This window comes from Ruegeria sp. PrR005 (genome assembly GCF_010500245.1).
In the GTDB taxonomy this organism is placed as follows: domain Bacteria; phylum Pseudomonadota; class Alphaproteobacteria; order Rhodobacterales; family Rhodobacteraceae; genus Ruegeria_B; species Ruegeria_B marisflavi.
In genome coordinates, this window is sequence record NZ_JAAGOX010000057.1 from 45151 (window position 1) to 65451 (window position 20301).

Genomic DNA, 20301 nt, shown 5'->3' on the forward strand with positions numbered 1-20301 from the left:
TATGCGCGCCATGAGCACAAACCCACCGAACCTGCGGCCCGACCTGGCGCCTGCCGCCCGCCTTACCGATACGACCCGTCCCGGCCAGCCGACAATCGGCATGGTCTCGTTGGGTTGCCCCAAGGCATTGGTCGACAGCGAGCGTATCCTGACCCGACTTAGGGCCGAAGGATATGGCATTTCTCCGGACTATGCGGGTGCGGATGCCGTGATTGTGAATACCTGCGGGTTTCTGGACAGCGCCAAGGCCGAAAGCCTGGAAGCGATCGGCGAGGCGCTGAAAGAAAACGGCAAGGTGATCGTGACCGGCTGCCTGGGCGCCGAGCCGGAATACATCACGGGCGTACATCCCAAGGTTCTGGCCGTCACCGGGCCGCATCAATACGAACAGGTGCTGGACGCGGTGCACGGGGCGGTGCCGCCCGATCCTGATCCGTTTGTCGACCTTCTGCCGACCTCGGGCATCAAGCTGACACCCCGGCACTATAGCTATGTAAAGATTTCAGAGGGCTGCAATCACAAGTGCAAGTTCTGCATCATCCCGGACATGCGCGGGAAACTTGCAAGCCGGCCGGCACACGCGGTACTTCGAGAGGCGGAAAAACTTGTGGATAACGGTGTGCGTGAACTCCTGATTATCTCACAGGACACAAGTGCTTATGGGCTCGACCGAAAGTATGATGTGAACCTGTGGAAAAACCAGGAGGTGCGCAGCCATATCACCGATCTAGCACGCGAGTTGGGGCAACTCGACGCGTGGGTGCGGCTGCATTACGTCTATCCCTATCCCCATGTGCGGGACCTGATTCCCTTAATGGCCGAATCAGCCTCCAACCTGTTGCCATACCTCGATATTCCGTTCCAGCACGCGCATCCTGACACGCTGCGGCGCATGTCCCGCCCCGCCGCCGCCGCAAGGACACTGGACGAGATCGCAGCCTGGCGGGCCGTCTGCCCCGATATCACCCTGCGGTCCACATTTATCGTCGGCTATCCCGGTGAAACCGAAGAGGAATTCCAGACACTGCTGGATTGGATGGACGAGGCACAACTCGATCGCGTGGGATGCTTCCAATACGAAAACGTGGCCGGTGCCCGCTCGAACGACCTGCCCGATCACGTGCCCGAAGAGGTCAAGCAGGACCGCTGGGACAGGTTCATGGAAAAAGCGCAGGCAATTTCCGAGGCCAAGCTGGCGGCCAAGGTCGGCCGGACCATGCAGGTGATCGTGGACGAGGTCGACGACGAGGCCGCCACCTGCCGCACCCAGGCGGATGCGCCCGAGATCGACGGAAACCTGTTCATCGACGAAGATTTCGAAGGGCTGAAACCCGGCGACATCGTAACCGTGGAAGTTGAAGAAGCCGGAGAATACGACCTGTGGGGGCGGCTGACCGTTTGAGCGGCCGCTGCATCGGTTCGGCAAAAGGCAATCACTGCCCTTTTCACGGCCGCAGGACGCGCTAAGCTGTCAGCGGATCGCAGCCAACAGGAGAGCCAGATGTCCGACGCGCCGCATATTGCGCAAAAAGCCCCCTTTCCGGTCGAAGTGACAGAGGGAAAGACCTATTTCTGGTGTGCCTGCGGCAAGTCGCAAAAGCAGCCGTTCTGCGACGGGTCACACAAGGGGTCCGAGTTCTCGCCGGTGAAATACACCGCCGAGGCCGACAAAAAGGTGTTCTTTTGCGGATGCAAGCATTCGGACAAGGCCCCGCTGTGCGACGGCAGCCACAAAAGCCTGTAATCAGCGCAGGCGGTTCAGCAGGTCGGCATTGACGCAGAATTCAGGCGCGGTCCGCGCACTGCAATTCTGCGTGGCCAGCCAGTGCTGGCATTTCTCGCTGCAATCGGCGGCACGGCACCGGGTCACAACCTCGGCATAGTCGTTTTCCGTTACCTTGCCCTGCACCATGGCCTCAGTGAAACTGATGCCCATTGACCGCGCAACCGAGCGGGTCAACCAGAAATGTCGTTCGATATCGCCCAGGGGTATTTGTGGCATCGGAGGCTCCCTCAACGATGGGTTATGGCTGCAACCGGCCAAGCAGGTCGCGGTTGCGGCAGTATTCGGGTGTCTGCAAGGCCCGTTCGCGCGAGGCCAGCCAGCCGGTGCAGTGTTCCGGATTACTGCATTGGGTGCAGGACAGGACCGCGTCGGTGATCTGGTCGATGCTCAGCTTTCCCTGAATCGCGGCCTCTTGCAGGTCATGCCCCAAGGTACTGGCCATGCTATCGAATAGCTGGGCGTGGTGCTTCAGGATTTCACGGTCGGCCATGTCAACCTCGACAGTTCGGGCGTTTCAATAAAACGACCCTAACTTGGGAAACGGCAGGCATGCCTTGACTCAGGTCAAGATGCGATTCCGAGGTGATCGAGATAGGCCCGGGTTGCGTCCTGGACCCTGCGGAAGCGGTCGCCGCCCAGTTTCTTGCCACCGTACCAGCGGGTTACAACGATCACATGATCCGTCAACCCGGCCCGTTCCATCATCCGCAGAATGACCATGGCCGCGCCGGTTTCACCGTCGTCGGCCTTGAGCGCCCCTGTGGGCAGCATGGCCGCCCAGGTGTTATGGGTGGCCTTGGCATAGGCCCGGTCCGATTTCAGCGCCGCCAGAACGGTGTCGACCTCTTCCCGGCTGTGAACGGGTGCGCCGCTGACCGCGTATTTCGATCCTCGATCGGTCAGCACCACACCCAGCCGGGTCGGGTCACTCATTGGACAAGACCCAGATTGGCCGCCGTCCGCTGCACCACCTGGATGCGCGAGGCATTCGGCGGATGCGTTCCAAGGAAGCGGTCGCCCGGATCGGGAATACGCGAGAAGAAATGTGCCCCGATCAAGGGGTTATACCCCGCACGATAGGTAATCAGCGTGCCCAGCTCATCGGCTTCCAGCTCGTAATCCTTGGAATAGGTGCGCGATCCGACCAGGGCGCCGACCTGGGTCGCGGCGTCGATGGCCGAGGCATTGCCACCGGTCAGACCGGCCAACCCGGCAAACACGATGGCCCCAGCGGCCGCGTTCGCCTGTTGCCGGGCCAGGTGACCGCGAATGTGATGGGCCGCCTCGTGCCCCATGACAAAGGCCAGCTCGTCCGGATTGCGGGCGCTGTTGATCATGGCGCGGGTAAAGATGATCACCGGGCGGCCATCCTTGTCCACGGTCTGATAGGCGTTCACCGGCGCGCGCGGGTTGGGATCGACCTCGATCTGGAAATCGCAGCGCATACCACTGGTGCGGCGCTGGCATTCGTTCACCGCCACCGGTCGCAGGCTGGCGCTGACCCGCGAAAACGCCGCCTGTGCGCTGGCGGGGCTCATCGCCGGGCCGCTGGGCACAGGGGCCAGGGGAACCGGTGCCGACGTTGGGGCCGGCGCGTCGCAAGCCGACAGAACCAAAGCAATCAAAAGCAGGAGCCGACGCATGTACAACCTCGTTAAAGTCCGTCAGGGACAGATTTAAACCTTGTCGCGCGAAGCTTCCAGCCTTGCCGCTGCTGACCGCTTGCAATGGCGGCAGTCCGCCGCCACTCTGGCCTTATGTTTACCATCGAACACGAATTCGACTCGACCGTGATCACCCTTGTCGACGAGGGTGAAACGCCCTTGCTTGAGGACGTCGTGATCAACTCCTTTGCGGAATGCGTCACGCTGGAACAATACGACCCGCGCACCGATGCTATGCAAAAGATCACCCTGTCGCCCGAACAATTGCGCGATCTGGCCGCCGCACTGGACCTGCCCGAGGGGGTCTATCAATTGCGCGAGGTTCCCCCGGGCGGCTAAGCCCTTGTAAATACAAATGTCTTGTCCCGTGCAGTATGACCGCGGCGAAGCTGTAAGCGGCTCGGCGCCACGCCCATGGCGCGCGCCAGTAACTGTCGCACGGCCTCGTTGGCCTTGCCGTTTTCGGGCGGCGCCGTGACCGTGATCCGCAAACCGCCATCATCCTCGGTCAAGCTGTCCCGCGCCGCCTTGGGCGTGACGCGCACGGTGATCTCAGCGTTCTCTTGCGCGAGATGGGACAGGTCCGGCAGGGATTTGACTTTGGGTTTGGCCATACCCGGTTCTTACACCGTCTGGCTAAAAACCCCAAAGCCGGGAACGCATCAGAACCACTCTTCGCCCCGCGGTCCCAGATAGTAGGCTTTAGAAGCCGCTCTTGCCGTGCTGTCCCTTGGGGCGACTGGCGGGGCGAGGTTGCCCGGAAGCGGTTCAATCGTCTGGGGCGCCCCGGCGGGGGGATTTGGCGCGATTGTACAGGTAACCAGACTGCCCAATGTCAACAAGATCGGAACAAGCGGTTTCATAAGAGCCTCCTGCGATTACAGCCATCATGTTAACACCCCGTCGCGACAGAACACCGCCGAATGCGGGACTTCACGCAGGATTTACCCTTGAAACTCGGGCTTCGGTGTCCGAGATACGAAAGGGTCAATATGTGAAAAGGATTTACATATGCCGCCGCGCAACGACGCCGCCCTCGATTTCCTGCTGAACCGCCGGTCCCGCCCGGCCAAGACCTTGACCGCGCCGGGGCCCTCTCGCACCGAACTATTGCCGATCCTGACCGCCGCGGCGCGCAGCCCCGACCATGGCAAGCTGGAACCTTGGCGGTTTATCGTTCTGGAACAAGGCGCTATGCTGCGCTTGGCCGAGCTGGCCGAACGACGCGGCCGGGACCTGGCGAAGTCTGACGAGGACGTGGTCAAGGGGCGGGCGCAGTTCGATCAGGGCGTCCTTGCTGTGGCCGTGATCGAGGTGCAGAAGGACAGCCCCAAGATCCCGGCGCTGGAGCAGACCTATTCCACAGGGGCCGTGTGCCTTGCCTTGTTGAACGCGGCGCTGGCTTCGGGCTGGGGTGCCAACTGGCTCACCGGCTGGGTGGCGCATGACCCGGTGTTCTGTACCGAAGGTCTGGGGCTGGTCGAGCATGAGCGGGTGGCGGGGTTCATTCACATCGCGACCGAAACCAGCGCTCCGCCAGACCGGCCGCGCCCCGATCTGGACGCTATCACAAGCTGGGTTTCGGAATGATCATCCTCAATTCCTTTTTGCTGGCCCTGGGCCAGATCGGTGATACGCGCTTTCGCAAGGTTCTGATGCTTGGCGTCGGCTTGACCTTTGCCCTTCTGGTCGCCGTCTATGCCGGTTTTTTATGGCTTATCAATGCCTTGGTCGGCCCCGAGGTGACCTTGCCCGTGCTGGGCGAGGTCACTTGGGTGGGCGGCTTGCTGAGCGTTTCATCGCTGATCTTCATGATGGTCCTGTCGGTGTTCCTGATGGTTCCTGTGGCCTCGGCGATTACCTCGATGTTTTTGGACGAGGTGGCGCAAGCTGTTGAAGACAAACACTATCCCGGACTGCCGCCGGTGGCCAAAGTGCCGTTTGGCGATGCGCTGAAGGACACGGTCAACTTTCTGGGCGTGCTGATCACGGCGAACCTGCTGGCCTTTATCCTCTATGCGTTCCTGGCGCCCTTTGCGCTCTTCATCTTCTGGGGTCTGAACGGATTTCTGCTGGGACGAGAATACTTTACCCTGGCCGCGATGCGCCGGGTCGGGCGTGAGGGCGCACGCAAGCTCCGCTCGCAGCACATGGTGACGATCTGGGCGGCAGGCATTCTGATGGCAGTGCCCTTGTCGGTTCCATTGGTGAACCTGCTCATCCCGATCCTGGGGGCGGCCACGTTTACGCATATCTTTCACGCGGTGACAGCCGAGCGCTGACCAAACCGCCCGGTCCGGTCAGTACGTCGAATTGACCGTTTTGTACCGGCTCGGACCGGGGGATTGACCGTTTTGTACAGCCGCCCGGGCCGATGTCGAGGGGCGCCAAGGGTGCGCCAGCACCCGCCCCCCGACCCCAATCCGGCCCGGATGATCAGGCCAGCAGGTCGAACACATCCGACCCGATCTGAAGGTTAATCGAGGACTGCCCCGCGCCATCCACCAGCGCCCACATGATCTGGCCTGTCGGGCGATAGATCACAAACGCCTCCTGCACCGCGTCGTCACCCGCACGCTCGCCTGCCGCATTGGCGGTGTGGTTGAAATTGACCTGGAACTGCGCGCGCGTGGCCGAGGCATTGCCGAACAAGAGGACGTCCCCCTCGGCGGCGTTGTAATCCTGCACCCAGTCCGAGCCGTGACCGCTGGCGCCCACATGGAAGAATTTGTCGGCACCCGTGCCGCCGTTGATCCGGTCATGGCCGAACCCGCCGTTGACGAAGTCGTCTCCCGCGCCGCCGAACACGAGGTCCGAGAAGGCCGAGCCGGTGATAACATCGTCGCCGTCCTGGCCTTGCAGCTCGTCCACACCGAAACCACCGGCGATGGTGTCATTGCCGCCCTGGCCAAAGACCTGGTCATTGCCGGCGCCTGCATCGACCGAGTCGTTGCCTTCGCCCGCGAAAATCACGTCGCGCAGGTCGCCCTCGCCCGGCCCGCCGATGATCACGTCATCGCCATCGCCTCCGTTCAACGTATCAGCCCCGATGCCGCCGTCGAGCGTATCCGCACCGCCCTCGCCCAACAGGCGGTCGTTGCCCTCGAACCCGTCGAGCCGGTCGTTACCCGCGGTGCCGGTCAGCACATCGTCGCCGGGCGTACCGCCGGGGCGGTCGCCCCCGGCGAAGTCGGTCATCTCCGCAAGGCTGAGCAGGCGGTCGTTGAAATGGAACCGTTCCACCCCCGTGACCCGGTCGGTGCCTTCGGGCGAGATAATGGTGAACACGCCCCCCGAAAGCATGGCGGTCGTATCAGTGATGTTGGAGAAGAACAGCGCCTCGTCCCCGGCCCCGGCGCCGCCATCCATCGTGTCGTTGCCATTGCCGCCTTCGAGCGTGTCATCGCCCGCGCCGCCATTGAGCACGTCGTTGCCGCCGCCCGCACGCAGGAAGTTGGCCACCTGATTGCCGGTGAGACTGTCGTTGCCGGTCCCGGTCTGGACGTTTTCGATCAGCGAGCGCAGGTCGCCCTGATACAGGTTGGGGTTGCCGATATTGCCACGGGCAAAGTTGGCCGGCCCCGCCTTGCCCAGGCTGAGATTGGCCAGTTGCGCGGTGGAGAAGGTCGAGAATGCCCCGGGCCGCAGATCGATGGTCTGGTCATTGGCGAAATTGGCGAAGTTGAACAGGTCGATACCGCCGCCGTCCCAGATGGTGAGCAGGATCTTGGCGTTGTAGGAGGCCCCGAAGCTGAAGCCGTTGATGGTCATCGCGCCGGTGGACGGATCAAAGTTGTAGACGGTGTCGGTTTCGTTGGTGCCGACCCCGAAATTGGCGCCATACATGTGCTGGAGCGCCGCCACGTCATTGATCATGTAGGTCCAGGGATATTCCTCTTGCCCCGATGCGCCCTGGGACAGGTCGGCGCCCACATGGCTGCGATAGGTCATCACCGAGTATTCCTGGGAATCCTGGCCCGAGGGCAGCGCCGGATAGACCAGGCCCGGCTGTGACGGATCCATCGAGTTCTGGGTCGTATGACCGTGTTTCAGCCCCAGCGCATGACCCACCTCGTGCAGGAGACCCGCGGCATATTGGAAGCTGCCGAGAACCGGCTCGGTATAGGCGCCGAGGGTGAACCAGTTGTCGCCCATCGTGTGTTCGCCCGAGAAGAACGGATCGGGCGGGTTGGCTTCGGCCGAGCCGCGTCCGCCGGGAAAGTGCAACCCGGTGTTCACATGGTTGGGGCCATAGTCGACGCGCGTCGCCTGGGCAAAGCGCAGGTTGCCGAAGTTCTCGACCCCCGAAAAGCTGAGCCCGCTGAAAACCCCAAGGTTGTTCAGGCCGAAATTGATGATCTGGTTGGCCTGGAAGTTGGTGAAGGGCTGAAAGTTTTCGACAAACGCATAGCCGAATTCAGTGTATTCACGCACATCCTGGGGAAAGGAGACCGTCAGATTGGGGCTATCCCATTTCCAGCCCCAAAGAAGACCATCGATGCTGGGATTACCGGTCAGTGCAACTGGTGTAGGCATAACGAACACCCCTAATGGAATAAAATGAATTCCTTTAAGGTAGACGATCGGCCTGCGGTCGTCATCAATTTCTTCTCAAACACCGGTTGCGGGACAGGGGAGACACCCCTCTCCCGGTTGGGTCCGGCATATCAGAGGCGGGAAACGTGTCACGCCTGCCCGCGGATGGAACGGGGGTTGCGGCGCCGGTCAGTCCAGCGGCGGCATCACCTTGAGCAGGTTGATGTCATCGACCGAGATCCAGCCCGACAGGATGATCCCGGCGATCACGCACCAGAGCACCACCGATATCCCGGTGGTGATCCAGGCCTTGCGCTTGAGATAGTGGTGTTCAGGGGCGCCGGCATGGGTTCCGGGCACGATTTCGCCCAGATCGCCCTGGGTCCTGACCCGGATCGGCAGCACGATCAGGAAGGTCATGAACCAGATGACGGAAAACAGCACCAAGGCTGATGTGATCGACATATGCGCCCCCTTGTTGGTTTACCCGAATATGGGTCAGACCTGCTCCAGTTCCACCAGGCAGCCGTTGAAATCCTTGGGATGCAGGAACAGGACCGGCTTGCCATGGGCGCCGATCTTGGGCTCGCCTGTGCCCAGCACGCGGGCGCCGGTGGATTTCAGGTGGTCGCGGGCGGCCAGGATATCCTCGACCTCGTAGCAGACATGGTGGATGCCGCCCGAGGGGTTCTTGTCGAGAAAGCCCTGGATCGGGCTGTTCTCGCCCAGCGGATAGAGCAGTTCGATCTTAGTGTTGGGGAGTTCGATGAACACCACGGTGACGCCATGGTCGGGCTCGTCCTGCGGTGCGCCGACCTTGGCGCCCAGCGCGCTGCGGTATTGTTCGGACGCGGCTTCGAGATCTGGCACGGCAATGGCGACATGGTTCAAACGGCCGATCATGATCATCCTCCAGGCTGTATCGGGTTGGCTGTCTTATGCGGGTTGCGCGCCTGTGGAGCAAGTGCGCCATATTGCCCATTAACCTGCCGTTAGCCCTCGTGACCTAGCGTTGAGCGTGTCTGCTGAAGGAATACGCTCATGGATGATTCTGATCCCTTTGCCACCGCGCACCGCCTGCCGACCAGCACCCGGCCCCTGTTGGGCCTGACGATCCTGGTTGTCGAGGACAGCCGTTTTGCCTGCGAGGCGATGCGGCTCTTGTGTCTGCGCAGCGGCGCCCGGATCCGCCGGGCCGATTGCCTGAAATCCGCCCGGCGGCACCTGCAAATCTATCGCCCTTCGGCCATCGTGGTGGATATGGGCCTGCCGGACGGGTCCGGCGCCGACCTGATCGAGGAACTGACCCAGGCCAGCCCGCGGATCGGCGTGATCCTGGGGACATCGGGCGATCTGGACGGCGAAGAGATCGCCATGGAGGCGGGTGCGGACGGTTTCCTGCCGAAACCGGTTTCCTCGCTGGCAGCTTTTCAGGCCGCGATCCTGACCCGGCTGCCGGCCGACCGTCAGCCTCTGGGTCCACGGCTGCTCTTTGACGAGGAGATCCGGCCGGACCGGCTGGCCTATCAGGACGACATGGCCCATGTGGCCGACATGCTGAGCGAGCGCAACGACGGGCGAACGCTGGACTATGTCGCGCAGTTCCTGCTGGGCGTCGCCCGCAGTGGCGAGGATCATGTGCTGGTGTCGGCGGCACAGTCGCTGGCGCGCACCCGGGCGCGCGGGGCGCCGGTGACGGCGGAAACCGCGCGGGTTGCGGGGCTGGTCCAGGAGCGGTTGCGACAGAGGCAGGCCATCTGAGCCTCGGGGCAACGGCACCGGACCCGGGGGCGGCGGGACCCACCAAGGTCCGGCGTCGGGGCGGTGGCAGGTGTGCGGCGCTGTCGTGCCCCCGGCACGGTCGCCAGCGGGCCGCCCGGTGACCTGTGCGGCCTTTGCCAGCGCTCTGTTTGACCTGCATGTGTTTGGGCTGTGCGGCACCCGGAGCGGAACGCCTTTGCTTCGGGTGTTCCCGGGGCTTGTACGCGGCTGCCACGGGTGCCTTTTGGGATCGTGCCTGGCTGGCGTGGGTGCCCTTCCGGGATCGTGCGGGGCTGGTATGGACGCCCTTCAGGTCCGCGTCCCTGGTGTGGGAAAGAGCTTGATCTGCCTGGGTCCGGCAGAAACAGCGCATGGCGGAACGGATATTGGTGGCGCCGCGCAGGAGGCGCAGGGCGGCGGTGGCGATCAGAGCAGCAGGCCGGGGTTCTGTCCCATCTCCAGACCCGGAAAGACCCGTTGTTCGATAACCGGTTGCGGCAGGCCCGTCGCGCCGTAGAGCACCCAGCCAGCGGCGGCGCGGACATCCGAGGTCGGCATCAGGTCGCGGCGGTCGAACAGGTCGGCCTCGGCCAGTCCGGGCCAGCGGCCCAGTACTCTGCCGCCGCGCAGGGCGCCGCCGGCAAGCAGCAGGGTTCCACCGGTGCCGTGATCGGTGCCCGCGGTGCCGTTTTCGCGCACGGTGCGGCCGAACTCGGTCATCGCCATGACCACGGTCTTGCCCCAGACCTCGGGGCCGGTTCCGGCGCGCAGCGTGAGGATCGTCTCTGCCAGCCGATCCAGCGCCCGCGGCAAGGCCACGCCCTGGCGGTTATGCGTGTCCCAGCCGGTCATGGAAAAGGCCACCAGCCGGGTGTCATGCCGCAGGGCCTCGGCCGCGAAATCGGCCACCCGGACATGCGCGCGCCCGTTGGGTGGTTGCAGCATCTGCATGGCCGGTTCAGTGTCATCCGGCGCTGCGGCAGCCATCGACGGCAGCCCGTCGGAAAGCTCCAGCGCCTCGGAAAGCGAGGCGTGGAACAGTGGATCGCCCTCCATCACGATCTCGGCCAGGCGCCGCGCCTGCGGGCTGATGGCAAGGCGCACGTCAGGCGACCAGTCGGACACCGGCGCCGCCCCGTCCAAGAGGCGCAGCTCGCCCGCGCCGATGGCGAAGGCGGTGCGCGTCTCGACCCCGCCTAGGTTCTGCAAGGAGCGGTTGAGCCAACCGTCGCGGGCGCCCAGCAGGGTCTCGGTCCCTGCTTCCAGCAGGTCCTGGCCGTCGAAATGGCTGCGCTTGTTGCGATAGGGCGTGGCCACCGCATTGACAAAACCCAGCTCGCCCCCCTGCCACAGGGGCAGGAGCGGACCAAGCGCCGGATGCAGGGCAAAGAAGCCGTCGAGGTCATGCGCGCCGGTCTCTGGGCCGCCCGCCAGTGTCGGGCGGAGACCGGCATACTCACGGTCGCCATAGGGCTGGAGCACATCCAGCGCGTCCATGCCGCCGCGCAGGATGATCACGACCAGACGGGTGTCCCAGGGGGCCGCGGCCAGGCTGACCGGGGTGATCAGCGGGTTGGCCGCGAGGCAACATCCCAGGGCCCCTGATCTGAGCAGGAAACGCCGGCGGTCGATCTGATCTGGCATGGGCGGTCTCCTATCTGCGCTGAAAGGCCGGTGAGGCCAGCACCAGGCCGATCCCCTCGGCCCGCGTTTCGGCGGCGCGGGCGGCAAAGCGCACCGGCTCGGCCAGGACCGGGCCCAGGGTGCGCTCGGCAAAGGGGGCGGGATCGGGCAACGTGCCCAACAGCCGCTGTGGCATCTCCAGCGCCCAGACCAACCGGACGGCCAGGCCCTGCGGCGTAATCCAGGCGGCGTCCTGTTCGGGCCAGCCGTCGGGCCCCGGTGGCCGGGTCCAGGGCTGGCCCATCAGGGCCATCGGGTCGAGGAACATCCTGCGGATTTCCCTGGGGGTCTGGAAGGTCACTTCCAGGTCCGGCGGCGCCAGGGCGCGACAGGCCGAGACCATGAAATCGGCGGGCGGCTTGACGTTGCCGACCTCGGCCTGCCAGCTGAACGGGTGTTCGAGCAGGGCGGCATAGACCTCGGCCAGATGGCCGCCGGTGTCGCGGTAACGGGCGGCGACGTGTTCGACCAGGGCCGGGTCGGGCTGATCCGAGACAAAATGCGTGGCCAGTTTGCGGGCGATATGCGCCGCCGTGGCGGGGTGAAGGGCCAGATCGTCGAGCAGCCGGTCGAGACCCGCGACCCCGCCGCGCCCGCCATAGCGCCGACCCAGCACGGTTTCCGGCCCCGGTTCGGCCATCCTGTCGCGAAAGGTGAAGCCTTGTTGCAGGTTGAAGGTCATCCCCGTGAACAGCTCGGCCAGCTGGCGAACATCGGTCTGGTCATAGGGGCCGCCGACGCCCAGCGTGTGCAGTTCAAGGACCTCGCGGGCCAGGTTCTCGTTCAGCCCGCCGGGACCGTCTTTGTCCCGGGCCGCCACGCTGTTGGGGCCGATCGAGTATCGCTGGTCGAGAAAATGCAGCATCAGCGGGCTTTTGACCGCGGATTTCAGCAGGTCGGCGAAGCGTCCGGCCACATGCGGGCGGATCGCCTCTTCGACATAGGGTAGTGCGGCGGGCAGGAACAGGTTGGTCTTGCCCTTGGCGGTGAAGTGATCGGCCCAGAACCAGACCAGCCGCTCGCGGAACGCGTCCCGGGTACGGATCGCGCGCAGGAAGGTCTGGCCGCTCCAGCGGACATGGTCGGCATTGGCCGCGCGTAGCAGCGTCTTGGCCTCTTCGGTCAGGCGGGTGCGTTCGGCCTGATCCTCGGTCTTGCGGGCGGCGCGGCGCAGCAGGAATTGCTCGCGGATCCGGGGCAGGAACGCGGCCAGCGGCGCGATGGGATAGGCATCGGCCATAAGGTCAGGTCCCGCCAGGCGGGCCAGCATGTCCGGGAGCGTATCCGGCGGCGATATCTCGGGCGCCAGCCCGAAACCGAACCGTATCTCTGCAAGAGCGGGAGAGAATCGCACCAGTCCAACACCTCGACACGTCATCGGATGCAGTCTAGCACCGTTTGGGCCAGCAAGGATCCCGCCGCGACAGCGGCGGCCCCGCCGACCGGTTCCGCCTTTGGGCATGAAAAAGGGGACGAAATTCGCCCCCTTTAGTTCCGGTCTGGTTGCTGACGCCTCAATCGCGCGGGATGACGCGCAGGCCCAGTTCCATCAGCTGGTCCGAGGTCGGATCGGAGGGCGCGGCCATCATCAGGTCCTCGGCGCGCTGGTTCATCGGGAACATGATGACCTCGCGGATATTGGCGGTATCGGCCAGCAGCATCACGATGCGGTCGATGCCCGCGGCACAGCCGCCGTGCGGCGGCGCGCCGTAGTGGAAGGCGTTGAACAGCGCGCCAAAGCGGGCCTTGACCTCGTCCGCGCCGTATCCGGCCAGCTCGAACGCCTTGAGCATGATCTCGGGCTTGTGGTTGCGGATCGCGCCCGACACCAGTTCATAGCCGTTGCAGGCGAGGTCGTACTGGAAGCCGCGCACCGCCATCGGATCGCCGTTCAGCGCCTCCATCCCGCCCTGCGGCATCGAGAAGGGGTTGTGTTCAAAGTCGATCTCGCCGGTTTCCTCGTCGCGTTCGTAGATCGGGAAATCGACGATCCAGGCGAATGCGAAACGGTCGGTCTCGGTCAGGCCCAGCTCGGCGCCGATCACGTCGCGCGCCTTGCCCGCGACCTTTTCAAACGACTTGGGCTTGCCGCCGAGGAAGAAGGCGGCATCGCCCACGCCCAGGCCCAATTGCTGGCGGATCGCCTCGGTACGTTCGGGCCCGATGTTCTTGGCGAGCGGGCCTGCGGCCTCCATCCCATCACCCTGATCGCGCCAGAAGATATAGCCCATCCCCGGCAAGCCCTCTTTCTGGGCGAAGGCGTTCATCCGGTCACAGAACTTGCGGCTGCCGCCGGTGGGGGCGGGAATGGCGCGGATCTCGGTGCCTTCCTGCTCCAAAAGCTTGGCGAAGATGGCAAAGCCCGAACCGCGGAAATGCTCGGAACAATCCTGCATCTTGATCGGGTTGCGCAGGTCGGGCTTGTCGGTGCCGTACCATTTGGCGGCATCGGCATAGGCGATCTGCGGCCAGTCCTGCGGCGCGTCCACCTTGCGGCCGCCGCCGAATTCCTCGAACACGCCCGCCAGCACCGGCGCGATGGTGTCGAACACATCCTGCTGGGTGACAAAGCTCATTTCCAGGTCGAGCTGGTAGAAATCGGTGGGCGAACGGTCGGCGCGCGGGTCCTCGTCGCGGAAACAGGGGGCGATCTGGAAATACTTGTCAAAGCCCGAGACCATGATCAGCTGCTTGAACTGCTGCGGCGCCTGCGGCAGCGCGTAGAAGCGGCCCGGATGCAGGCGCGAGGGCACCAGGAAGTCGCGCGCGCCCTCGGGCGAGGAGGCGGTGATGATCGGCGTCTGGTATTCGCGGAACCCCTGCCCCCACATGCGACGGCGCATCGAGGCGACCACGTCCGAGCGCAGCGTCATGTTGCGCTGCATCGCCTCGCGGCGCAGGTCGAGGTAGCGATAGCGCAGGCGGGTTTCTTCGGGGTATTCCTGATCGCCAAAAACCATCAGCGGCAGTTCGCCTGCGCGGCCCAGCACCTCGAGATCGCGGATGAAGACCTCGACCTCGCCGGTGGGCAGGTTCGGGTTGACCAGGCTGGCGTCCCGGGCCAGCACCTCGCCGTCGATGCGGATGCACCATTCCGAGCGGACCTTTTCCAGCTCGGCAAAGACCGGGCTGTCGCCGTCGGCGATCACCTGGGTGATGCCGTAATGGTCGCGCAGGTCGATGAACAGCACGCCGCCATGATCGCGCACCCGGTGGACCCAACCGGACAGGCGGACGGTCTCGCCGACATTGGCGGCGGTCAGGGCGGCGCAGGTGTGGCTGCGATAGGCGTGCATCGGTGATATCCCTTCGGGCGGAGAATTGGTCGCGCCGATACACCGCGATAGGCGGGGGAAGTCAAGGCCGCGCCGCGCGCAAGCTTGGTTTGTGGCGTATTCGCCCGGATTTTACGGGTCGGCGGGGCGCTCCCGCCCGTCGTTGACCTGTCCTTGCGGACAAGTCGCCGCCCGTTGGGCCGGGCAGCGCGGCCGCGGGCCGCGCTGCGGGTGCCACGGCGCGCGCGCCCGGGGCGCGGGCATGGCCCGCGCCCCGGGCGCGCCGGGCCCAACGGCCGCAGGGGTATCCGAAGGATGCACCGAGGCGGGCGGGAGCGCCCCCCGCTCAGGTCAGCGTGTGGCCACGGTCGCCGGTCGCCTCGCGCCAGTGCTTGCGGCAGAGCGAGACATAGGTTTCGTTGCCGCCGATCTGCACCTGTGCGCCTTCGGTGATCGCCCGGCCCTCGGCGTCCTGGCGGATCACCATCGTCGCCTTGCGGCCGCATTTGCAGATCGTGCGCACCTCGCGCATTTCGTCGGCCAGGGCCAGAAGCGTGGCCGAGCCCGGAAACAGCTTGCCCCGGAAATCGACGCGCAGGCCAAAGGTCAGCACCGGGATATCCAGGTCGTCGACGACCCGGGCCAGTTGCCAGACCTGTTCGGGGCTGAGGAACTGCGCCTCGTCCACGAAGACACAGGCGATGGGCCCCTGCCCTATCCTGGTTGCGATCATGGCAAAGACGTCGTCTTCTGGGGTGAAGATATCGGCTTCGGCCTCGATCCCGATCCGGCTGGCGATACGGCCATGTCCGGCGCGCCCGTCGATCGCGGCGGTCAGCAGATAGGTGTGCATGCCGCGCTCGCGGTAATTGTGCGACGCCTGGAGCAGCACGGTCGATTTGCCGGCGTTCATGGTCGAGAAATTGAAGTACAGTTTTGCCATGCACGCGGTTTATTCCGTCGGGAAAGACAGGGCAAGATATCTGGTCGGCACCGCCCCCGCCCTGGTCCTGTCCGAGGATACACCTCTGGGGATGGACCACGAACCAGAGACGGAAACGGTGCCTTCTGCCACCAGGGCAGACCGTACGGACGCCGAGGCTGATCCGAAACCACTCACTACAGGCGAGAAACGTTCGCCACTCGTAGACATCCCAACTATCCTTTGGGATAGAAAAAAAATGGCATTTCCGTATTAAGAAGGTTATGGGAAATTTCCCTGTGGTTTCCCCCAGATGCCACGGCGGGACAAAAACAGGACGGAAAGGGCGAGGATGGCGGACATAGGGGCGTATCTGAAGAAGCATACCGAAGCCTTGGTCAAGGATGTCGGGATCGAGGCGGCCTGTGTCCTGACCGGCAAGTCCAAGGCGACCCTTGGGCGGTATTACTCGGACAATGCCGAGCATTCGGACCGTTTCATGCCGGTCGATGCCGTGGCCCAGCTTGAGGCCGCCGCCGGCTATCCGCATGTCACCTCGGCGCTGGCCGAATTGCGCAACATCACGCTCAGCTATTCAGGCCGGAACGACAACGACACGCGGCGGGGCGGGGTCAATGCCGATGTCATCGCGCTGAGCCAAAGATTCGCCATGCTTATGAGCGAATACCAATCCGCGATCGAGGACGGGATCATCACGGTGAACGAGGCCAAGCGGCTGTTGAAGGAAACGGTGCAGTTGCAGCAGGTGCTGATCGACATGAAGCTGCATCTGGAAGAGGAAAGCACCAGCTGAGGCCGGGGGCCTCACCCGCAGCCCAAGCGGCGCTTGCAGAGCGATATCTGCGGTTTGCCCGGGTCGAGGCGGAGGGGCATTCGCCGCTTTACACCGACTGGGCATGCCACGTGGCGGGATCGGCGCGGGCGCTTGCGTTTCTCGGGGACCTGCCGCCCGACCGGCGTCAACCCAACCTCTTCTTTGCAGCGCTGCGCCTGGTGGGCGGGTTGCCCCGGACCGAGGCCGCATTTGACGATATTCTGACGCGCGAAGGCGATGCCATCGCGGCGGTGATGCGGGCGCGCCGGACCCAGACCAACGAGCCGGGGCGCTGTGCCTGTCTGCTGCCGCTCTTGGCGCGGCTCGACGGGCCGCTGGCCTTGATCGAGGTCGGCGCCTCGGCCGGGCTCTGCTTGCTGCCCGATCACTATGGCTATGACTGGGGCCGTACCCGGCTTGACCCGCCGGGCGGGACCGGGGCGCCGGTGTTTCCCTGCCGGGTGAATGATCGTGCGCCCCTGCCCGACAGGCATCCGCAGATCGTCTGGCGGGCGGGGCTGGACCTGGCGCCGCCCGATCTGAGGGACGCCGGGGATGTGGCCTGGCTTGAGGCGCTGGTCTGGCCGGAACAGACCGACCGGCTGGCACGGCTGCGTCAGGCTGTTGCGGTGGCCCGGCAGGCGCCGCCACCGGTGGTGGCGGGTGACCTGACCCGGGATCTGGAGGCGCTGTTGGCACAGGCACCCGCCGATGCGCGGTTGGTGGTGATGCATTCTGCGGTGCTGACCTATGTCAGTGACCCTGACGCCCGGGCAGATTTTACCCGGCTGATGCGGTCGCGCGATCTGCACTGGATCAGCAACGAGGCGCCCGGCGTCTTTCCCAACCACGCGAAGGGGCTGACCCCGCGCGCGGGCAAGTTCCTGATGGCACTGGACGGTCACCCCGTCGCCTGGACCGGTCCGCATGGACAAAGCCTGGATTGGCTTTAGAGGCTCGTGTGGGGGACCGGATTGAGCGCGCAGCCCCCAGGAACCGGGCCTGAGTGCTGGCGCTCAGATCGCTTCTTCAGGACATATGCCGTCGCAGGATCACCGAACCCACCGAATAGCCCGCGCCGAAGGAGCAGATCAGGCCCAGATCGCCTTCGGCCAGATCGTCGGAGTTCTGCGAGAAGGCGATGATCGACCCGGCCGAGGAGGTGTTGGCGTAGTCTTGCAGTATGTTGGGCTGTTCGCCCGGTTCCGGCTCGCGGCCCAGAACCTTTTTGCCGATGAAATCGTTCATCGTCTTGTTGGCCTGATGCAGCCAGAGCCGTTTCAGATCGGTATTGGCCACGCCCTCGGCGGCCATGTGATCGGCGATATGCTGGCTGACCATCGGCAGCACTTCCTTGAACACCTTGCGGCCGTTCTGCATGAACTGCATGTCGCGGCGGTCTTTCAACCCGTCGGGACGCGAACGGCGCAGGAACCCGTTGTTGTTGCGGATGTTGTTGGAGAACTGGGTGGCGCAGCGGGTCGAGAGGATCTCGAAATGCGGGCCCTTGGCGTCCTCGATGCGTTCGATCAGGGTGGCGGTGGCCACATCACCAAAGATGAAGTGGCAATCGCGGTCGCGCCATTCCAGATGGGCCGAGCAGATCTCGGGGTTGACCACCAGCGCCGAGCGGATGGATCCTGCGCGGATCATGTCGGCGGCGGCCTGGATGCCGAAGGTGGCCGAGGAGCAGGCGACGTTCATGTCAAAGGCAAAGCCCTGAATGCCCAGCGCCTGCTGGATCTCGATCGCGACCGCCGGATAGGCGCGTTCCAGGTTCGAGGCGGCGCAGATCACCGCGTCGACATCGGCGGCCGTCTTGCCCGCCTGCGCCAGCGCCTTTTTCGCCGCATCCACCGCCATCTCGGTCATGATGCCCGGCTCGTCATCGTCGCGCTGACGCAAGAGCGGGTGCATGACCGCAGGATCGAGCACACCGGTCTTGTCCATCACATAGCGGTTCTCGATCCCGCTGGCCTTGACGATGAACTCTTCCGAGGAGTGCTGCATCGGTTCCATCTCGCCTGCGGCGATGGCCCCGGCATTCTCGGCATTCATCCGGTCGGCATAGGCGTTGAAGGCCGTGACCAGCTCGGCATTGGTGATGACGTTCGGTGGCGTGAACACACCGGTGCCGGTGATCGCAGGTCTGAACATGTGAAAGTCCTCGAAAAAGGGGTTTGCCCAAAATGCAGGCGAAACCCGTTGCAATCAAGTGGATTGCCCCAAGGGAAACCGGGCCAAACGGGCGATATTTCAGTTCTGATATTGAATGTTTCATTTTTTGAAGCACATCGCAGGGCGAAACAGGGGGCTGCCCGATGACCGACCACGCTTCTCCTCCACCAAAGACCTACCCGCCCGAGATCGAGGCGATGATGGGTGTCTATGCGCTGTACTGGAAACTGGAAGAGGTGATTGCCAGCGAGGTGGACGAGACCGGCCTCAGCCGTCCCGAGGCGCATATGCTGATCAAACTCGGCACACCGATGCGCATGGGGGTGCTGGCGCGCGAGATGCTGGCGCTGCCCTCGACCATCACCGCCACGGCGGATTCGCTGGAAAAAGCGGGGTATCTGACCCGCAGCCGCGACCCCGACGACCGCCGCGCCTGGCTGTTGGAGCTGACGCCCGAGGGCCGGGCGCTGCGCGCCGAGTTTGTCGCTGATGCGGGCGCGCTGTTTCACGAGGTGTCGGGGCTGGATGCCTGCGAGACCGAGGAATTTGCGCAGCTGGCGCGCAAGATCCGCCTGACCATCCTGGAAACCGGACTATCCGAAGGGTTCAAGACATGAGATTTCTTTTTGCGTTGGGGGCTGTGCTGAGCCTTGCCGCGGCCCCCTTGGCGGCGGACACGCCCGCCAAGCCGGTCAAGCTGATGGTGGTGAGCGAGGCCGCGCCCGGGTTTTCACGCCAGTTCTTTGGACAGGTGGCGGCGCGGCGCACGGTCGATCTGGCCTTTCAGGTGGCGGGGCAGATCGTCGAATTTCCGGTGAACGAGGGCGTATTACTGCCCAAGGGCAGCCTGATCGCGCGGTTGGATCTGGAGCATTTCGAGCTGCAACTGGATCGCGCCCGGCTGCAAAAGGAACAGGCCGACCGCACGGTGGCGCGGCTGAGCCGGCTCCAGGGGACCACGGTCAGCCAGGTGTCGCTGGACGACGCGGAAACCAATGCGCAACTGGCCGCCATTGCGCTGCGTGATGCAGAATATGCGCTGGAACATGCGACGCTGACCGCGCCCTTTGACGCGCTGATCTCGCGCCGCAACGTGGCGGCCTTTACCACAGTAGAGGCGGGGACGCCGGTGGCGCGGATCCATGACATGTCGGAGCTGCGGATTGAGGTGGACGTGCCAGAGATCCTGTTCCAGCGCGCGGGCGAGCCCGAGGATGTGCGCATTACAGCGAAGTTTCCGGCCTCGGACCAGGAGTTTCTGTTGCAGATCCGCGAGTTCGATGCCGAGACATCAAGCGTCGGCCAGACCTTCCGCATCAATTTCGGCTTTACCCCGCCGCCCGATCTGAACGTGTTTCCCGGCTCATCGGTGACGGTGAATGTGCGGGTTCGGGATGGCGAACCGGGCATCGCGGTGCCGCCCTCGGCGATTGTCACCGATGCGGGCGGCGGTCCTGGCGTGATGATCTTTGAGCCCACCGGCGCCGATACCGGAACGGTGCGGCGGCAGGCCGTCGAGATCGCACCGCTGCCGGATGGGTCGGTGCGGGTACTGTCGGGCCTGGCCGAGGGCGACGAGATCGTCAGTGTCGGCGGTGCCAGCCTGAACGACGGGCAATCGGTGCGCCGGTTCACCGGCTTTGGCAACTGAAGGGCCGGGT

23 protein-coding genes are annotated in these 20301 nt (G+C 64.4%); 10 read left to right on the forward strand and 13 right to left on the reverse strand.

The genetic code is table 11. The features are described from left to right. Positions 1-10: 10 nt before the first annotated feature. On the forward strand, positions 11-1402 hold the full coding sequence (gene rimO, locus G0P99_RS23620) for a 30S ribosomal protein S12 methylthiotransferase RimO (protein ID WP_164132957.1): 1392 nt from the start codon (positions 11-13) through the stop codon (positions 1400-1402). A 99-nt stretch (positions 1403-1501) separates the two neighbouring features. Beyond that, on the forward strand, positions 1502-1744 hold the full coding sequence (locus tag G0P99_RS23625) for a CDGSH iron-sulfur domain-containing protein (protein WP_164132958.1): 243 nt from the start codon (positions 1502-1504) through the stop codon (positions 1742-1744). Here G0P99_RS23625 and G0P99_RS23630 read toward each other — a convergent pair whose 3' ends face one another. The 4 genes from G0P99_RS23630 to G0P99_RS23645 all read right to left on the reverse strand — a co-directional run bounded on the left by G0P99_RS23630 (position 1745) and on the right by G0P99_RS23645 (position 3429). Further along, the gene (locus tag G0P99_RS23630; RefSeq protein WP_164132959.1) at positions 1745-2002 is read right to left on the reverse strand and encodes a DUF6455 family protein; all 258 of its coding nucleotides are present in this window, start codon (positions 2000-2002) and stop codon (positions 1745-1747) included. A gap of 22 nt (positions 2003-2024) precedes the next feature. Beyond that, entirely contained in the window at positions 2025-2276 is a 252-nt protein-coding gene (locus G0P99_RS23635) for a DUF6455 family protein (protein ID WP_164132960.1), read from the reverse strand. Positions 2277-2350: 74 nt separating this feature from the next. After that, positions 2351-2719 carry a YigZ family protein gene (locus G0P99_RS23640; protein ID WP_164132961.1) on the reverse strand — a complete coding sequence of 123 codons (369 nt, stop codon included), beginning with the start codon at positions 2717-2719 and terminating at the stop codon, positions 2351-2353. After that, positions 2716-3429, reverse strand: coding sequence for a M48 family metalloprotease (locus G0P99_RS23645; protein ID WP_164132962.1), 714 nt, complete (start codon positions 3427-3429; stop codon positions 2716-2718). The genes G0P99_RS23640 and G0P99_RS23645 overlap by 4 nt, the downstream gene beginning before the upstream one ends. A 114-nt stretch (positions 3430-3543) precedes the next feature. On the opposite strand from G0P99_RS23645, the gene G0P99_RS23650 reads away from it, so the two are divergent. After that, entirely contained in the window at positions 3544-3789 is a 246-nt protein-coding gene (locus G0P99_RS23650; RefSeq protein WP_164133107.1) for a hypothetical protein, read from the forward strand. On the opposite strand, the gene G0P99_RS23655 is transcribed toward G0P99_RS23650, so the two are convergent. After that, positions 3786-4064: a DUF167 domain-containing protein gene (locus tag G0P99_RS23655; protein ID WP_164132963.1), complete on the reverse strand. Its 279-nt coding sequence runs from the start codon at positions 4062-4064 to the stop codon at positions 3786-3788. The genes G0P99_RS23650 and G0P99_RS23655 overlap by 4 nt on opposite strands. A gap of 397 nt (positions 4065-4461) precedes the next feature. Here G0P99_RS23655 and G0P99_RS23660 point away from each other — a divergent pair, with 397 nt between their 5' ends. Further along, a complete protein-coding gene (locus G0P99_RS23660; protein ID WP_164132964.1) occupies positions 4462-5040 on the forward strand; it encodes a nitroreductase family protein in 579 nt (192 codons plus the stop codon). Further along, complete coding sequence (locus G0P99_RS23665) at positions 5037-5732, forward strand: EI24 domain-containing protein (protein WP_203583243.1); 696 nt, start codon at positions 5037-5039, stop codon at positions 5730-5732. The genes G0P99_RS23660 and G0P99_RS23665 overlap by 4 nt, the downstream gene beginning before the upstream one ends. A 154-nt stretch (positions 5733-5886) precedes the next feature. Here the strand turns inward: G0P99_RS23665 and G0P99_RS25000 are convergent, their stop codons facing one another. From G0P99_RS25000 to mce, 3 genes are all read right to left on the reverse strand, one after another. After that, complete coding sequence (locus G0P99_RS25000) at positions 5887-7986, reverse strand: M10 family metallopeptidase C-terminal domain-containing protein (protein WP_164132965.1); 2100 nt, start codon at positions 7984-7986, stop codon at positions 5887-5889. Positions 7987-8175: 189 nt separating this feature from the next. Beyond that, positions 8176-8451 (reverse strand): DUF1467 family protein, encoded by a 276-nt coding sequence (locus tag G0P99_RS23675; protein ID WP_164132966.1) that lies wholly within the window; start codon positions 8449-8451, stop codon positions 8176-8178. 33 nt (positions 8452-8484) lie between these two features. Further along, a complete protein-coding gene (gene mce / locus G0P99_RS23680; protein WP_164132967.1) occupies positions 8485-8889 on the reverse strand; it encodes a methylmalonyl-CoA epimerase in 405 nt (134 codons plus the stop codon). A 138-nt stretch (positions 8890-9027) separates the two neighbouring features. Between mce and G0P99_RS23685 the strand changes: the two genes are divergently transcribed. Beyond that, on the forward strand, positions 9028-9747 hold the full coding sequence (locus G0P99_RS23685; protein ID WP_164132968.1) for a response regulator: 720 nt from the start codon (positions 9028-9030) through the stop codon (positions 9745-9747). Between the two features lie 426 nt (positions 9748-10173). On the opposite strand, the gene G0P99_RS23690 is transcribed toward G0P99_RS23685, so the two are convergent. From G0P99_RS23690 to G0P99_RS23705, 4 genes are all read right to left on the reverse strand, one after another. Continuing rightward, positions 10174-11391: a DUF1501 domain-containing protein gene (locus tag G0P99_RS23690; protein ID WP_164132969.1), complete on the reverse strand. Its 1218-nt coding sequence runs from the start codon at positions 11389-11391 to the stop codon at positions 10174-10176. 10 nt (positions 11392-11401) lie between these two features. After that, positions 11402-12784, reverse strand: coding sequence for a DUF1800 domain-containing protein (locus G0P99_RS23695; protein ID WP_164132970.1), 1383 nt, complete (start codon positions 12782-12784; stop codon positions 11402-11404). A 160-nt stretch (positions 12785-12944) separates the two neighbouring features. Next, positions 12945-14726, reverse strand: a complete 1782-nt coding sequence (aspS, locus tag G0P99_RS23700; protein WP_164132971.1) for an aspartate--tRNA ligase — start codon at positions 14724-14726, stop codon at positions 12945-12947. Positions 14727-15051: 325 nt separating this feature from the next. Continuing rightward, on the reverse strand, positions 15052-15648 hold the full coding sequence (locus tag G0P99_RS23705) for a thymidine kinase (protein WP_164132972.1): 597 nt from the start codon (positions 15646-15648) through the stop codon (positions 15052-15054). 331 nt (positions 15649-15979) lie between these two features. On the opposite strand from G0P99_RS23705, the gene G0P99_RS23710 reads away from it, so the two are divergent. Further along, complete coding sequence (locus tag G0P99_RS23710) at positions 15980-16441, forward strand: hypothetical protein (RefSeq protein WP_164132973.1); 462 nt, start codon at positions 15980-15982, stop codon at positions 16439-16441. Positions 16442-16488: 47 nt separating this feature from the next. After that, positions 16489-17415: a DUF2332 domain-containing protein gene (locus G0P99_RS23715; RefSeq protein WP_164133109.1), complete on the forward strand. Its 927-nt coding sequence runs from the start codon at positions 16489-16491 to the stop codon at positions 17413-17415. A gap of 76 nt (positions 17416-17491) precedes the next feature. On the opposite strand, the gene G0P99_RS23720 is transcribed toward G0P99_RS23715, so the two are convergent. Beyond that, positions 17492-18619, reverse strand: a complete 1128-nt coding sequence (locus G0P99_RS23720; RefSeq protein WP_164132974.1) for a beta-ketoacyl-ACP synthase III — start codon at positions 18617-18619, stop codon at positions 17492-17494. Between the two features lie 164 nt (positions 18620-18783). On the opposite strand from G0P99_RS23720, the gene G0P99_RS23725 reads away from it, so the two are divergent. Together G0P99_RS23725 and G0P99_RS23730 are read left to right on the forward strand one after the other, a co-directional pair. Then, positions 18784-19257: a MarR family winged helix-turn-helix transcriptional regulator gene (locus G0P99_RS23725; RefSeq protein WP_164132975.1), complete on the forward strand. Its 474-nt coding sequence runs from the start codon at positions 18784-18786 to the stop codon at positions 19255-19257. Beyond that, positions 19254-20291, forward strand: coding sequence for an efflux RND transporter periplasmic adaptor subunit (locus tag G0P99_RS23730; protein ID WP_164132976.1), 1038 nt, complete (start codon positions 19254-19256; stop codon positions 20289-20291). The genes G0P99_RS23725 and G0P99_RS23730 overlap by 4 nt, the downstream gene beginning before the upstream one ends. The last annotated feature ends 10 nt before the right edge of the window (positions 20292-20301 follow it).